This window comes from Companilactobacillus allii (assembly GCF_001971585.1).
GTDB classification, from domain to species: domain Bacteria; phylum Bacillota; class Bacilli; order Lactobacillales; family Lactobacillaceae; genus Companilactobacillus; species Companilactobacillus allii.
The window spans coordinates 990,532-1,005,711 of record NZ_CP019323.1 but is presented as its reverse complement, the minus strand read 5'-3'; the positions used below and the strand labels follow the sequence as shown (position 1 = coordinate 1,005,711).

Here is a 15,180-nt window from a genome sequence, read left to right as displayed (position 1 = left end):
TTTGTTTTTCTGGTGTGCTTTCTATCCTTTTTCGATACGCTTCTTACTTATTTTCAGCTTCTGAAACGCGTTTACAACATGCAACACCCTGCGCTTACTACGTCTCATGGCTTCACTACTTCGTAGTAAATCCATGGGACTAGGTAATGCTCAGGTGTTCCCGCATGTTGACACGCTCTTACATGTCTGTATGTTGTACAACTTCAGCTTTTAAAAATATATCTCCGTTTGATAATGTTTCTAATACTCCTGCGAATGTCTTGAGTTGTTCTGGGGTTGGTTCTTTTACTATGTTTTGGAATCCTCTTACTGCTTTTCCGTCTGTGTAGTTTTCGTTTGCCATTGTCATGTTGATTGTTGTTTTGTTCCAGTTCATTTTTACTTACCTCTTTTATTTTTTTGTAATCACTTATCGGCCGTATAAGTTGCTTACATAAACAGTAACGTTTGGGAATGGTCAAAACGGAAATACTTTTTCTATTTATTTGCGACATGGTATAATTCAGACAGTCAAAGAGTGGAGGAATTGTATGAAAAAAGCATTGGCATTACTTGCAACGACCGCTGTTGGTATCTTACTTGTTGGTTGCAGCAATGGTTCGTCATCTGCATCATCAGACAACAATAATAATGATTACAAAACAGAGATGTCTAAGGGTAATAAGGCTGTAAATAAGAAGGACTATGATTCAGCGAGTGATCATTTCAAATCGGCTAATGAGGCTAAGAACACTAAAAAGTCTAAGGCTTATGAATCTCAAGCTAAGAACTTGGTCAAAGCTAAGAAGTCTATGAACAAACTGGAGTTTTCTAGTGCTAAGTCAGCTCTGAATACTGTTAAGAATCAATCTAACGGTAATGAGTCGATGACTAAGCGTGCTAAGAATCTATTGGGTCAAGTTAAGACTATCCAAAGAAACCGTAGTGACTACAAGGCCAATATCAAGACTGCTAAGCAATTGATTGCGGACAACAATAATGATCAAGCTAGGGCTTTACTTGAACAGCTCACAAGTACAAAGGGTATCAAGGGTAAGTATTACTCAGATATCTATAAGCAAGCTAAGAAGCTGTTAGATAAGCTACCAGCAAGTTCAGTTACGGCTGACAACACTACTGATAGTAATAATAATGACAGTAGTAGTAGTACTTCTTCTGACAGTTCTACTACTTCTAGTGACACTACTTCGTCATCTAATGATGATTCTGACAATCCTGCTGCCAATGGGGATTTTGATGTTGAATCTAAAGAAGTCGATGGTAAGACTATCACAGACTCAGATATTGCTAAGGCTAGACAAGATCTAACTGACCAAGGTGTTAAGAATGTTGACGCATGGAGTGACAATGATATTCTCCGTGCCATCAAGAACGCTAACAAAGATGGTCGTTCAACTATCACTGCTGCTGATGGTAAGATTCAGTAAAGTGTATTTAAAAAGGAGTAAGGAACGAAATTAAAAATTTCGTTCCTTACTCCTTTTTGTTTAATCAAAAAATAAAGAATAATATAAGAATTTATGAATCAATTGTTTACCATTATATATGAGAATATGCTGTTGTTAAATGTATATTTTGGGGAGGTTAACGGTATGAAAAGAAACTCAATACTTCTTGGTACTGCTGCAGCAATCTTACTTGCTCCTGGTGTACTAAGTAATGTTTCACAACAAAATGTCGATGCTGCTGCACTGGTCGGTACGATCAAGCGTGGTGGTGGGACTTTATACGACGCAAATGGTAATTCTATTCTGCGCACTTTGGACAACTTCACTTCTTGGAAGCTCGGCGCTACTAAGTCGATAAATGGTGTTACTTATTATAAGGTAGCAACTAATGAATACGTCTCGGCATCTGGTATCCAGATTGAAGGTCAAAGTGCTCCTAGTGCCACGATTACTAAGACTCCGGGCTATATCGGTACTATTCATAAGGGTGGTGCTTTATCTTATGATGACAATGGTAATATGACTGACAATTCGTTTGGCAATTACACTTCTTGGAAGTTGGACGCTAGCAAGGTCGTCAACGGGTTGACTTATTATCGTGTAGCAACTAATCAGTGGATATTAGCTGGAGACATGGATGTAGCAGACTCCACTGGTCACGCTGTCAATAATACTACCTCTACGAATACTGTAAGCGCGTCTGGTATCACAAAAACTACCGGTTATATTGGAACTGTCGGCTACAACAACGGGGCTTACGGTACGACTGCTTGTGACGATAATGGGAACTCGATCGGTCTATTCTACGTTAACAATACTAGCTGGAAATTGACTGGTATGAAGTTGTTCAACGGTCAGGCTTACTATCGCATCGCGACTAATCAGTGGTTACTTGGTAGTGCTATGTCGATCAAGGATGCTTCGGGGAATTCGGTCGGTAATCTAAGCACGCCTGTTCCCAACTCGACTGGTATTGTCTCAATGTTCGCTGCTGTCTACAATAGTAATGGGGTCCCTACTGGTTATGTCCTTCCGCAAGCAACTGAGTGGAAGCTTGGTGCTGTGGTTACGATGAATGGCAAGCAGTTCTACAAGGTGGCTACTGACGAATATGTCTTAACTACTGCGGTCAAGACGATAACTGCGACTGATTCTGGTAGTGTGCTCTACTCTGGTCAGTCCCTAAATGACCATGCGACTCTTTACAACACTGAGTCCAACACTTTAACCACCGACAAGAATCCTCAAGGTACTATCTACAACATTCTTGCTATTGTGGAGAATTCTAAGGGCAAATATTGGTTCAAGATATCTCCTAACACTTGGATCAATGGTCTTGGTTTCATGGATGATTCTGTATACGAGTACACGACTCAAGAGCCTACGTTTGCGATTAACGCTATTGATAACACTACAACAACTACTCCTACTCCAACTGACCAGGTCAAGGTTGGTACGGTAACTAATGGTTCAACTCAATTCTTCGATGAGTCAACTGGCAAGTATGAGACAAGTGGTGTCGCTGAGGGCACTAGTTGGCGTGTATACACGATTGCAAGAAACAATCTTGGTGAGTACTTCTTCAAGGTTGGATCTAAGGAGTGGCTCAATGGGTCACATTTGAGCTTGAACTTTAATTTGGATAATGAAAAGATCATTAGTAAGCCTGACTTTGGGTTATAATAATGAATTATTTTGGATAAATTCACACTTTCTTCATATACTTGGTGTATAGTAACTAGTGATAGAAAAGAATTAATAACGACTCCCTGATATATCGGACGGCCCATTTCATGTTTGGGTCGTTCTTTTTTTGTCTTAAAAAAAGAGGTGGCACTCACTTTTGTGAATGCCACCTCTTTTAATATTCAAAAATCTTAGTATTTTATTTTGCCTTATTTTGTTTTTCTTTTTCCTTCTTACCAAGGAATGAATGATTCATCCCGTATGCGAAATACACAACTAATCCGATAGCGAACCAGATTCCTGCATACAACTTGGCTTCGTAATCTAATCCCCAGAATACAAACAATGCACCTATAAAGGCTAGTGCTGGCATTACTGGGTAAAATGGCATCTTGAAGGCTGGAACTGCTATGTCCTTACCTTCTCTTCTACGCAAGGCATAGATTCCAAGTGAAACGAACATAAAGGCAATCAAGGTACCTGCGGAGATCAATTGTGCTAAGAACGCAAATGGGCAAAGTGCTCCGATGATAACTCCGATAAATGTCAATGTGAATAGTGCGTGATTTGGTAGATTATTCTTGTTCAACTTACCTAACCAAGCTGGCAACATTCCGTCACGTCCGAATGAATAGATCAAACGTGAACCTGCTAGCATCATACCTATCAAGGCTGTAAACATACCAACAACGGCAACGGCTTGAATGGTACTGGCAACGATTGGGTGTCCGGCTTGACGTAAGGCCCAGCCAACTGGTTCGGCGTTATTTGCATAGTCAGAATATTTGAACATCCCGACTAGAACTAAGGCAACGGCAACGAACAAGACAACGGCAATAGCAAGTGAACCAAGAATACCACGAGGCATTGTTTTGCCGGGATTCTTAGCTTCCGCTGAATTGGCAGCGATTGAATCAAATCCGATATATGATAGGAAGATCATTGAAACTCCGGCATAGATTCCTTGCCAACCACCAAAGGCAGTACCATCAGCGTTGACGTGATATTTGGGAATAAATGGGAAGTAATTCTGTACATGAATGGCTGTTAAACCAACGACAATAAATGCCAAGATGGCTAGAACTTTGAGGATAACCAAGATATTTTCAACTTTGGCGGCTCCTGAAACACCTCTGGATAACAACAGTGCCACGGCCACTAGAACGATCACGGCAACAATATCAAGAATTCCGCCGTTAACTCCCATGGTATTGGAAACGGAATTAGGAAGTTTGAGCCCTAGTGGAACTAATAGTCCTCTGAAGTTGGCCGACAATCCTGACGCAACAAAGGCCACGGCAATGAAATACTCAGCCAACAAGGCCCAACCTGCTACCCAACCAAAGAACTCACCGAACATTACGTTGATCCACGAATACGCAGACCCCGCAAAAGGCATGGCTGCGGCCATCTCTGCATATGCAAAGGCAACTAAACCAGCGACGATAGCAGCAACTAGGAACGAAATTGCAACTGCTGGACCGGCATGTTGTGCAGCAACAACTCCGGGTAATGTGAAGATTGATGTGGAGACGATTGTCCCGACACCTAACGCTAAGAAGTCCTTAACGGTTAGTACTCGTACTAGGTGTGAGTCTTTATCTTCATAAATACTCGGATCTTCCTTTAATGTTAATCGTTTAAAAAAACCACTCATATATTTTCCTCCTAAATTTTTGTCCCTTTTTGGTTTTGGATGTTCAAAGATTGTTAACTGAACTTTTTATTTTTGGGGTTCGAAAACGAGCTACACAAAGCCAAATGTCTGTGCCTGCTACGGATAAGCAATGCATCGCTTCGCGATACCTTTCTTATCCTAGGCAGTGCTCAACATTTAACCGGCTTTGTTTCGCTCTCTGGTTGAAAACGAGCTGCGAAAGCCAAATGTCTGCGCCTGCTACGGATAAGCAATGCATCGCTTCGCGATACCTTTCTTATCCTAGGCAGTGCTCAACATTTAACCGGCTTTCTCCGCTCTCTGTTTTACCAGCCCATACTATCCTCATCCGGTACATCAACTTCATCATTTTCTGCAGCAACTATGGCTTTTTCGAGGACGTTTAGTACTTTGTCGAGTTGTTCTCTTGTAATTACCAATGGTGGCTGGAATCTTAAGATGTTATTTTTCAATGTTATGATTACTACTCCGTGTTCGAAGGCGTAATAGATTACTTTGTTAGCGAAGTCTGGATTTGGTGTTTTACTTTTCTTGTCGGTTACTAGTTCTATCCCGCCATCTAATCCGTAGAATCTTACGTCTCCGATTTCTTCGTACTTATCTTTGAGTTTGAGGAATTGTTCTTCGACGTATTTGCCATCTTCTACTGACTTTTCCAACAGGTCTTTTTCATCTAGCACGTCTAGTGTGGCAAGTGCGGCTGCACAACATACTGGGTTGCCTGAAGTCGTGAAGACGTGGGCTGGTGAGTCTAGGCTCTCCATTACTTTCTTCTTACCGATCACGGCACTCAGTGGCATGCCTGATGCTAAAGACTTTCCAACGGACATCAAGTCGGGTTCGATGTCTTTGAATTGTTGGATACTCCACATTTTACCGGTACGTCCGATGCCTTGATTGACTTCATCTACTGCGAACAAGATTCCGTTATCATGACAGAATTTATACAATAGTTGCATATATTCTTCTGGAGCTTTGCGAATACCTCCGTCACCTTGAATAGGCTCGATTAGAACACAGGCTACTTCCTCAACGGGAAGGAATGTCTCAAAGGGTTTCTTGAATTCATCAAAATATCTCAATGAAACATCATGTTCACTTTCTCCGGGTTCTGTACGATACAGATCTGGATATGGAACGTGGACAACATCTGGAAGCATTGGTCCCATGTTCCTAGTCATATTAAGGCTGACACCAGAAAGTGTCATTGAGCCATAAGTCGAACCATGATACGAATCCATGAATGACACGATATATGGACGTTTTGTGTAAGCTCGTGAGAATTTGATGATTGCATCATTGGCATCAGAACCTGAATTACCAAAAGTCACTTGTTTGGGCTCACCGGGCACTAGTTTGGCTAGTCGTTCGGCCAGCTGTTGCTCCGGTTGATGATGAAAGTATCCTGGTGTGTAATGCACTAATTTCTCAGCTTGGTCTTGTATTGCTTTGACCACTTTTTCATTTGTATGTCCTACGTTAACTGCTGATGCGCTTGCCAGGACGTCAATATACTCATTTCCGTCAACATCGACAAGTGTCGCATCGTGCGCATGGTCAATGACTAAATCAAAGTAATCCATACGAGAAGCTTTAGCGTAGTACTTATTCTCGCGCTGAATCAGTCGGTGATCAGCCAAATGATTCTGATCTACTTTTTTTGTATCCATAAAGACGCCCCCTGTTTTGTATAGTTGAAATATTGTAATTCTAATAGTTTTCTAATTTAGTTGCAAGAGTTTTTATTAATTAATCCTCATTTGGTTACGTTTTGTCCATAAAAAAAGGGAATCACATTAAATTGTGGTTTCCTTTTTATTAAAAATAAATTAATTTATCATTTTATAAGAATGAACGTAATATTTCTTTCATTGGTGGTAATTGTGGGATGGACTTTTCGTCGATAACATGACCGAATCCAAACTTGGCATAACCTTTGGCTTCGTCCATAACAATCTTACCGGGAAGTGGTGCCTCATCGGTAACGGCAGCGTCGATCAAAACTGGCTTGTCGGCATTCTTATATTTCTTGAGAGCTGCGACGTATTCTTCGTTTGAAGTGACGGTCACACCGATTCCTCCACAGGCTTCCGCAAACTTGGCGAAATCTATGTCAGGTAGTCCGATACCGTAATTTTGTTGGCCAGCTGATTGTTGTTCATATTCAATAAACGCAAGTAATTTGTTATTGAGCACGGTGATAACCATTGGCAATTTGTATCTGACTGCGGTCGCGAAATCTTGCATGACCATACTGAACGCTCCATCACCGGCCATGGCATAGACTGGTCTATTTGGCATATTCATCTTGGCCGCAATAGCACCCGGCAAGGCACATCCCATGGTTCCAAGCCATGCCGAAATAGTGTACTTTTGAGTACTTTTGGCGTCAATGAATCGTGCACCAAATGCCGTTGAGGTACCAACATCTATTGAGAAGACAGCATTATCCTCTGCTTGGTCGGATAAGGTACGAAACATCTTGGATGGTAAGACTCCGGTATGCTTCTTACTCATGACATCTTCCATCCATGAACGCCACTGTGCCATACGATTGATGGCGGTATCTAAGAATGGACGTGTTTTAACGTCTTCACCTAGCTCAATCATTCTGCTCAGTACTTCTTTGGTCTCACCTTGGATGGCGACATTGACACGATGACGCTTACCCAATTTGTCACCATTAATATCAACTTGAATGGCATCTATCTTATGATTCAAGTATGGTGCATATGGATAATCGGTTCCAAGCATTATTAATAGATCAGCCTTTTGCATCATCTCAAAGGCTGGCTTAGTTCCAAGTTTACCTAATTGTCCTAGATTATACGGGTGATTATCATTGACCATCCCTTTTGCGGGCATGGTTTGAATGATCGGAATTTTGAATTTTTCGATAAATTCGAGTGTTTCTTTTTTAGCGTTACGAATACCTGTACCAGCCAAGACGATCGGATTAGAATGTATCTTGATTAGGTCAAGTACTGCTTTGATTTCTTTATCATCAACTTGATAATCTTCAATTTTGAAGTTATCTACATTAGCAGTGAAGTTGTCCTGGATCAGATGGTCTGGTATGTCATCTGGTATGGTCAACACGGCCACTCCTTGTTTGGAGTAAGCTGTTCTAATGGCCTCATCAACTATACGTGGCAATGATTGTGGATCCATTATCAACTTGTTATAGACGGCAACGTCATCAAATAATACGTGTGTATCAACTTCTTGGAAGAAGTCAGTATTCAACATTTTTGATTGAACTTGTCCAAGAATTGCTAGAACTGGGGCATGATCCATCTTGGCATCATATAATCCATTGAGTAAGTGAATTGCTCCAGGCCCACCGATTGATAAACAAACACCGATTTTACCTGTTAACTTTGCTTGAGCAGCAGCTGATAATGCGGCTACTTCTTCATGCAATACATGTGTGAATTTTATTTTATTTTGCGCACGATACATGGCGTCAATCGTCGTATCAACTGAATCCCCGGGTAAGCCGAAGATGTTGTCGATTCCCCATTGCGACATGATATCAATCATTTTATCTGATGCACGTACTTTCATATATTTTTCCCCTTTTTTGGTTTTGGAAGTGAAACGAGCTGCGAGTCCCAGTTCCCTGCGCCTGCTACGAATAGCTAATGCATCGCTTCGCGATACCTTAGCTATTCTAGGCAGTGCTCAGAAACTACCCGGGACTCTCCGCTCTCTGATTCTACAATACCACTTTAATTTCACAATCAAAGGTAATTGCTTACACGTTATTAACTTGGGATTCATATAATGATATACTTCTTATTGTGAAATGTTTGTTTAATACTGAAAAGTCTTTTGGTTGTTGGTTGTTAAACTCGTTTTCTGAACTTGTTTAGCTGAAACGAGCTGCGAAAGCCAAATGTCTGTGCCTGCTACGGATAATAAATGCATCGCTTCGCGATACCTTTCTTATCCTAGGCAGTGCTCAACATTTAACCGGCTTTCTCCGCTCTCTGATTTTTTGGTATTATAGGTCTATACACATTCATAAGTATATAGAGGAAGTGAAGAAATGGTCAAACAATTCCAACTTTATCGTTGGTTACGTTTTGTATTCTTATTAGTTACGGGGATTTTGATTGTTATTGCACCTACTAAAAGTCTCAATGTCATCATTTACTTGGTCTCGGGATATATTGCCATCTATGGGATATTGTCTTTAATGGATGGGATGAGTATTAAGAGATTGACTGGTGAGACTAATATTGCTATTGGTCTGGGTTTTGGGGCTTTGGTTGTTGCTATTGTGGTGTTATTTATCGCCAAGTTATTGATCAAGCTTGTGCCTCCTGTTTTGGGTATCATCTTATTGGTCAATGGTATCAACCAATTCCGTGATTCTCATGAGGCAAAAAAACAAGTCAATATAAATCCTTGGCTTGATTATTTTTACTCGGCTTTATTGGTGGCTGCTGGAATTATGTTCATTCTACAACCACCTAAGACGATTATTTTTATTTATCAGCTGTTTGGTGTCAGCTTGATTATTCTGGCATTTTTTGAAATCATCAATTCTAGACTATATCGTAACTAGTTCAACTTAACTCTTTTGAGCGTAACGGTGCTCATACTATTGTTGATCGAGCTACCTTCTGGATGGGTGATAACTTGCCAAACTTGTATGTTCACGCCTATTCTGATCGGCATTGCTTCGGCACTGATAACGCCATCTTTGACAGCATTCAAGTGATGGGTATTAATGTCTACTCCAACAGCTACTTCATCGGATTCAGATATGTTAAGATTAGCACCGATACTGGCTGCAGTTTCTGCGAGTACAGCGTTGATTCCGCCATGCATTATCTTGTATGGTTGCATGTGTTTGTCTTCAACTTTCATCTTCAAAGTCACACGATTCTTATTTTGTTCCACTGTTTCTATTCCTAAATTTTCTAATAAGTTCATTATTTTACACCTCGGAGGTTATTTTTATGAGTGAATGGGAAAACATTAAAGATTATAAAGAAATTATTTTTGAGCGTATGGGCAAAATTGCCAAAATAACAATTAATCGTCCAGAAAAGCGTAATGCCTTTACACCTGTCACTGTACAGGAAATGATTGAGGCTTTCAATATTTGCCGTGATGATGCAACAATCGGTGCCATTATTTTGACTGGACAAGGAGACTTGGCCTTTTGTTCCGGTGGCGACCAAAGTGTACGAGGAAACGGTGGATACGTCGGACCAGACCATATAGCTAGACTAAATGTTCTGGACTTACAACGCCTGATTCGCATCATCCCCAAACCAGTAATCGCCATGGTACGTGGCTGGTCAGTCGGTGGTGGAAACATTCTACAACTAGTATGTGACCTAACCATTGCCGCAGACAATGCCAAGTTCATGCAGACCGGACCAAAAGTAGGAAGCTTTGATGCCGGATATGGTTCAGCCTATCTAGCCAGAGTAATCGGACACAAACGAGCCAAAGAAGTATGGTTCCTATGCAAACCATACACAGCACAAGAAGCCTTCCAAATGGGATGGATCAATAAAGTAACCCCATTAGCTGACGTAGAAAAAGAGACCATCGAATGGTGCAACGAAATCCTAAAGAAATCCCCTACCGCAATAAGATTCATAAAAGCCGCAATGAATGCCGATACAGACGGAGTAGCAGGATTACAACAACTAGCAGGAGATTCAACAATGCTTTATTACACAACAGATGAAGGAAAAGAAGGAAGAGACGCGTTCCTAGAAAAACGCGACCCTGATTTTGATAAGTTCCCTAAGTTCCCATAGAGAGCGGAGAATCCCGGGAGATTCTGAGCACTGCCTAGAGTAACTGATGTAGCGCGAAGCGATGCATTAGTTACTCGTAGCAGGCGCAGGAATCTGGGATTCGCAGCTCGTTTCAAAAAGCAGAGAGCTACACAAGCCGGGAGATTCTGAGCACTGCCTAGAATAACTGATGTAGCGCGAAGCGATGCATTAGTTATTCGTAGCAGGCGCAGGAATCTGGCTTGTGTGGCTCGTTTCAAACTACAACCTGAACAAAACCAAAAAACACCAAAACACTGACCAGAAAAATAGCACATCGACATCCAGAATAGAAACAAGAATCTAGCTTCTTAGCTATTTCAAACTACAACCCCAACAAAAACCAAAAAAAGGAGCAACAACCGTGGAAAATTGGCTAACAAAACGTGCAAAACTCAATCCGAATAAAACAGCACTAATAATTGAACATTCAGATTTTACCTTTAGTGAACTAAATTCCACCGTTCAACTCTGTGCCAGCAAGCTCCACAACAAACTGCACAAAGGACAACGAGCCGCTCTTTTTATCAGCAATAGCTTCAATGGCTATATCGCCATACTTGCTTTGCAACAACTTGAAGTAGAGATTGTCTTCTTGAATTCTCGATTATCCAAAGAAGAATTGGACTTCCAAATTCATGATTCAAAAGCTGACTTATGTATCATTGATGATTCCAGCAATCACGAACAGATCGACAAAGTAGACACAGACAAGATACTTCTCTCTGACATTCTAAGTTTAAAATCTGACATAAATTACCAACCAGCCGCCGAATTTCACAACGAATCTGTCACTTCGATCATGTACACATCTGGTACAACTGGCCGACCAAAGGGAGTTCTTCAAACGTTTGGTAATCACTTCTATTCCGCGATTGGAACTTCTCTGAATCTGGGTATCAACGACCGTGATTCTTGGGTCTTGGCAGTTCCATTGTTCCACATTTCCGGATTCTCAATAATGATGCGCTCATTAATATACGGTATCCCTGTTTATCTAGTTACCAGTTTTAATGAAAATTACATCAACAAAATTTTGATCAATGAACGGGCAACTATCATTTCACTCGTGCCGACTATGTTAAAGCGCCTGTTAAACAAGCTACCTAGTGGATCCAGTTACAATGACCATTTCAAATGTGTCATGCTCGGTGGTGGTCCGATCGATAACTGGACATTATTGCGCTGTAATATGATAAAAATTCCAGTGATTCAGTCATACGGTATGACTGAGACGGCATCTAATGTTGTTGCATTGAACTTCCGTGACGCCGACAAAAAAGTCGGTTCATCTGGACAACCACTGTTCCCCGTCCAAGTTCGTATCACCAATGCCAAACGTGAAGGAATCGGTGATATTGAGATCAAGGCTCCAAACGTTGCCAAGGGTTATCTCAACCATCAAGACTTATTCGACAAGAAGATGACTTCAGATGGATTCTACAGGACTGGTGATATTGGCTATCTTGATGATGAGAGCTATCTCTACATTAAAGGTAGGAAAGACGACATGATCATTTCCGGTGGCGAGAATATCTATCCTGAAGAAGTTGAGAATACTTACAGCAAGGTTCAAGGATTAGAAAATATTTTTGTGGTAGGAATAAAAAATGACGACTGGGGAGAGGTCCCAGTCGCCTACATAATGTTGAATGAAAATGCTAATTTGACCGCCGAGGATCTGAAAGGATTCGGACGAGACAAGCTTGCCCACTATAAGGTACCTAAGGAGTTTCGCCTTGTTACCTCTGTTCCAACTACTGCCAGTGGTAAGGTTCTGCGTCGCAAGCTCAACACGGTTGATTATGAAAAATTATAATAACTACATTAATATACCTAAATATAAAAAAGTATCAGTCATTACTACATATCATCGTGTAGAAATTGGCTGGTACTTTTTATATTATTTAAATTGCTTAATTCACTATTAATCCATGGATATTTATTTAATTCATCATTTTTTATATTTTTTCCCTCTCTACTATAAATATTTACAAATTTTCTACTATTATCATAAATATCAACGCTATCTGATTCAAAAGCTATTATTGATAAATTAGCATTAGATTGTTCATATCTTTTTTTTATTAATTTTTGTGGTATCCCATGTCCTCCCTTTTCTACACGATCTTTTACACGATGAATAGCTTTTTCCGAACTATCCAATGCAACGTATAACAAAGTGACATAAAATCCATTATTGTGCGCTTTATTTATTAATCTTAGTTGTGCTTTTCCCGAACCAGCAAGCGTTGTCTCAACATGTATACTAGTTTTTGTTTCCAAAGCTTCATACACTTGTTTAAATTCACTACGCATAGCTTTAATATTATCGCTTGGTTTTCTCCAATCTCCACCCATTTTTTGTAATATCTCATCCGCGTTAATTCGTTTAGTATTAGCAAATAATTCAGGTTGTAAATCATATAGGGAACTTTTTCCTGCTCCATTGACACCCGCAATAATAATATATCTAGGCCTATTCATACTAAATCACAAATTTTTTTCTATTAATTAGCTCATCTTGCTTTTTATCTAATGCATACGTATAAAGTGCCAGTAATACTTTTTTCTTATCCGGATTTTGTTCATTTAAAGCACTATTCATCAAAACCTGTAAATTAGTGTTCTCAACTTCTTTCAGTATCTTATCTAAATTTCTTGTATCATTCATAATATAGTCTCCTTAAGAAGATATAACTCTTTTATTTTATTATTATACATAGTTGTCACACATTAATAAGTAATTAGCACTTAATCTACTATGTCCTAATACAAATAATACTCAAAAAAATTGGCAATCTTATCCATCAATCTTGTTTCAACTAAATGTTCTGCTTTATAACCAGTAATAAAGGCGACTTGTTGCGCATAGGGTTGTCCTTGAATACTGTCAAAAAAATCCTTTGATTGATTATAGGGTATCCTTTTATCATCAGTGCCATGCCAGAACAAAACTGGTCGATTATTGATTGTTTCTGGATAATTATTCAAGTCATAATCATCGATCCAACTCGTCAAGTTCTTCATATCCTTTGGTACATACAAATGATGTTCTTTGGCTGAATCCCGCACCAACTTGGCATATGCGTTCAAATTCGGTGTTCCCATGATAATAGTCGCTGCGCTTATTTCGGGATGTTGCGTCAACAATGCTCCAGTAGTCATCCCTCCCATTGAATAACCACCGACACCGATTTTTTCGTCCATAACAAGATCACGACTCAAGTAGAAGTCTTTGATCAAGTCAAACTCTGTTAAGTTACCTTGGATACTATTCCAAAAAGTGAATGACGGAATCGACGAGATATCTTCTCTACGTTGTCCATGATTCATCGCATCCGGCAACACTACTCTGATATTCTTACTAGCTAGTTTTCGAGCCTGTGTCAAAACCAACTCTTTGTCAGATCTCCATCCGTGATAAAAAATCACCAACGGAACCTTACTATAACGACTTTTTTCTTCTACAACTTCTAGGATCGGCACATCTTGAAGCATTCTTCGATAAATTTTTACCATCACAATCACCTCATGATAATTTTACTTGATTAGCCATGGAATACAAAAATATTTATTTTGGATATAAAAAAACTAGGATTAATTATCCTAGTCAACTACTAATTAATATGTATTAAAACCATTAAAAGACTGATTTATTTTAAAAACTAATTCATCGACATCACGTTCGTTAACATGACCAGTCTTCTCATCGTACTCTATCAAGTCTCTTCTAAAATCCAATAGAGTTGGTTCAAAGTCGCTGTCTTCGAATCGATCAAGATATTGCATAACGATTCCTATTAGATTACTCTCGGAAAGCATGTTAAATTCGCCAACAGATTCTTCTATTGTTTGAATCACTTCTTTACGATCCATCTTATATTTTTCCATTTCCTCCAAGATGTTCCCCGCCTTTCTTTATTGAAAATGAATACCCCGTATTCTTGCTCATTGCGCAAAACTTATATCTAAGTTCATGAGGATATTATCTAACATTTTTTATTGATTTGGAATTCAGCTTTATATAATAAAATTATATTGAATTGACCTATACCTATTGACCAAGCCTTTCAATCTGTTTGAACTTGTTTAAATTAATTTAAAATAATTTAAGCAATCTTTTATTTTATCAAAATATTTATGAAAGCATTATAGATATTATTCTATAGAAGCTATATAATTAAGTTGTTTATACTAGCGGGGATGTATAAACATAATAATGTGAATTATTATCGCAAAGTGGTACTCCTTCTCAACTACTTAAAAGTCAAAGTTCGTGGTAGGCTTTGACTTTAAAATTCTCGCACGGGGTGGAAGTTCGTGGTAGGCTTCCGCTCTTTTTGTTTGGTTTGGTTTTGTGTTTTAGTGCATAAAAAAAATCTCAGTATCTGTTAAGATGCTGGGATCTTTTTTTGTGGGTTTATTTTTGTTGGTTAAATTTTTGTGGGTTGAAACGAGCAAAAAAAGCCAGATTCCTGCGCCTGCTACGACTAAGCAACACATCGCTTCACGATGTATCACTTAGTCTAGGCAGTGCTCAGAATCTCCCGGCTTTTTTTGC

Annotated in this window: 14 protein-coding genes; 5 read left to right on the top strand and 9 right to left on the bottom strand. The window is 39.5% G+C overall.

Features of this window, described 5'->3' with window-relative positions:
- Positions 1-178 precede the first annotated feature (178 nt).
- Complete coding sequence (locus tag BTM29_RS04780) at positions 179-376, bottom strand: DUF1659 domain-containing protein (protein ID WP_076614415.1); 198 nt, start codon at positions 374-376, stop codon at positions 179-181.
- 154 nt (positions 377-530) lie between these two features.
- Here BTM29_RS04780 and BTM29_RS04775 point away from each other — a divergent pair, with 154 nt between their 5' ends.
- Both BTM29_RS04775 and BTM29_RS04770 read left to right on the top strand, forming a co-directional pair.
- Positions 531-1,427 (top strand): hypothetical protein, encoded by an 897-nt coding sequence (locus BTM29_RS04775; protein WP_076614414.1) that lies wholly within the window; start codon positions 531-533, stop codon positions 1,425-1,427.
- Positions 1,428-1,592: 165 nt separating this feature from the next.
- A complete protein-coding gene (locus tag BTM29_RS04770) occupies positions 1,593-3,131 on the top strand; it encodes an SLAP domain-containing protein (protein ID WP_076614413.1) in 1,539 nt (512 codons plus the stop codon).
- Between the two features lie 202 nt (positions 3,132-3,333).
- Here BTM29_RS04770 and BTM29_RS04765 read toward each other — a convergent pair whose 3' ends face one another.
- The 3 genes from BTM29_RS04765 to BTM29_RS04755 all read right to left on the bottom strand — a co-directional run bounded on the left by BTM29_RS04765 (position 3,334) and on the right by BTM29_RS04755 (position 8,379).
- Positions 3,334-4,791 carry an APC family permease gene (locus BTM29_RS04765; RefSeq protein ID WP_076614412.1) on the bottom strand — a complete coding sequence of 486 codons (1,458 nt, stop codon included), beginning with the start codon at positions 4,789-4,791 and terminating at the stop codon, positions 3,334-3,336.
- 326 nt (positions 4,792-5,117) lie between these two features.
- Positions 5,118-6,482 carry an aspartate aminotransferase family protein gene (locus BTM29_RS04760; RefSeq protein ID WP_076614411.1) on the bottom strand — a complete coding sequence of 455 codons (1,365 nt, stop codon included), beginning with the start codon at positions 6,480-6,482 and terminating at the stop codon, positions 5,118-5,120.
- Positions 6,483-6,654: 172 nt separating this feature from the next.
- A complete protein-coding gene (locus BTM29_RS04755; RefSeq protein ID WP_076614410.1) occupies positions 6,655-8,379 on the bottom strand; it encodes a pyruvate oxidase in 1,725 nt (574 codons plus the stop codon).
- A gap of 484 nt (positions 8,380-8,863) precedes the next feature.
- On the opposite strand from BTM29_RS04755, the gene BTM29_RS04750 reads away from it, so the two are divergent.
- Positions 8,864-9,385 (top strand): DUF308 domain-containing protein, encoded by a 522-nt coding sequence (locus tag BTM29_RS04750; protein ID WP_076614409.1) that lies wholly within the window; start codon positions 8,864-8,866, stop codon positions 9,383-9,385.
- Here the strand turns inward: BTM29_RS04750 and BTM29_RS04745 are convergent.
- Complete coding sequence (locus BTM29_RS04745; RefSeq protein WP_076614408.1) at positions 9,382-9,756, bottom strand: PaaI family thioesterase; 375 nt, start codon at positions 9,754-9,756, stop codon at positions 9,382-9,384. The two genes, BTM29_RS04750 and BTM29_RS04745, sit on opposite strands and share 4 nt — an antisense overlap.
- A 26-nt stretch (positions 9,757-9,782) precedes the next feature.
- Between BTM29_RS04745 and menB the strand changes: the two genes are divergently transcribed.
- Together menB and BTM29_RS04735 are read left to right on the top strand one after the other, a co-directional pair.
- Entirely contained in the window at positions 9,783-10,598 is an 816-nt protein-coding gene (gene menB, locus BTM29_RS04740; protein ID WP_076614407.1) for a 1,4-dihydroxy-2-naphthoyl-CoA synthase, read from the top strand.
- 382 nt (positions 10,599-10,980) lie between these two features.
- Positions 10,981-12,435, top strand: a complete 1,455-nt coding sequence (locus BTM29_RS04735; RefSeq protein ID WP_076614406.1) for an o-succinylbenzoate--CoA ligase — start codon at positions 10,981-10,983, stop codon at positions 12,433-12,435.
- A gap of 44 nt (positions 12,436-12,479) precedes the next feature.
- Here BTM29_RS04735 and BTM29_RS04730 read toward each other — a convergent pair whose 3' ends face one another.
- The 4 genes from BTM29_RS04730 to BTM29_RS04715 all read right to left on the bottom strand — a co-directional run bounded on the left by BTM29_RS04730 (position 12,480) and on the right by BTM29_RS04715 (position 14,510).
- Complete coding sequence (locus tag BTM29_RS04730; protein WP_076614405.1) at positions 12,480-13,103, bottom strand: zeta toxin family protein; 624 nt, start codon at positions 13,101-13,103, stop codon at positions 12,480-12,482.
- Between the two features lies 1 nt (position 13,104).
- On the bottom strand, positions 13,105-13,290 hold the full coding sequence (locus tag BTM29_RS04725) for a hypothetical protein (RefSeq protein ID WP_076614404.1): 186 nt from the start codon (positions 13,288-13,290) through the stop codon (positions 13,105-13,107).
- Positions 13,291-13,385: 95 nt separating this feature from the next.
- Positions 13,386-14,138: an alpha/beta fold hydrolase gene (locus tag BTM29_RS04720; protein ID WP_076614403.1), complete on the bottom strand. Its 753-nt coding sequence runs from the start codon at positions 14,136-14,138 to the stop codon at positions 13,386-13,388.
- 102 nt (positions 14,139-14,240) lie between these two features.
- On the bottom strand, positions 14,241-14,510 hold the full coding sequence (locus tag BTM29_RS04715; protein WP_125673052.1) for a hypothetical protein: 270 nt from the start codon (positions 14,508-14,510) through the stop codon (positions 14,241-14,243).
- Between the last annotated feature and the right edge of the window lie 670 nt (positions 14,511-15,180).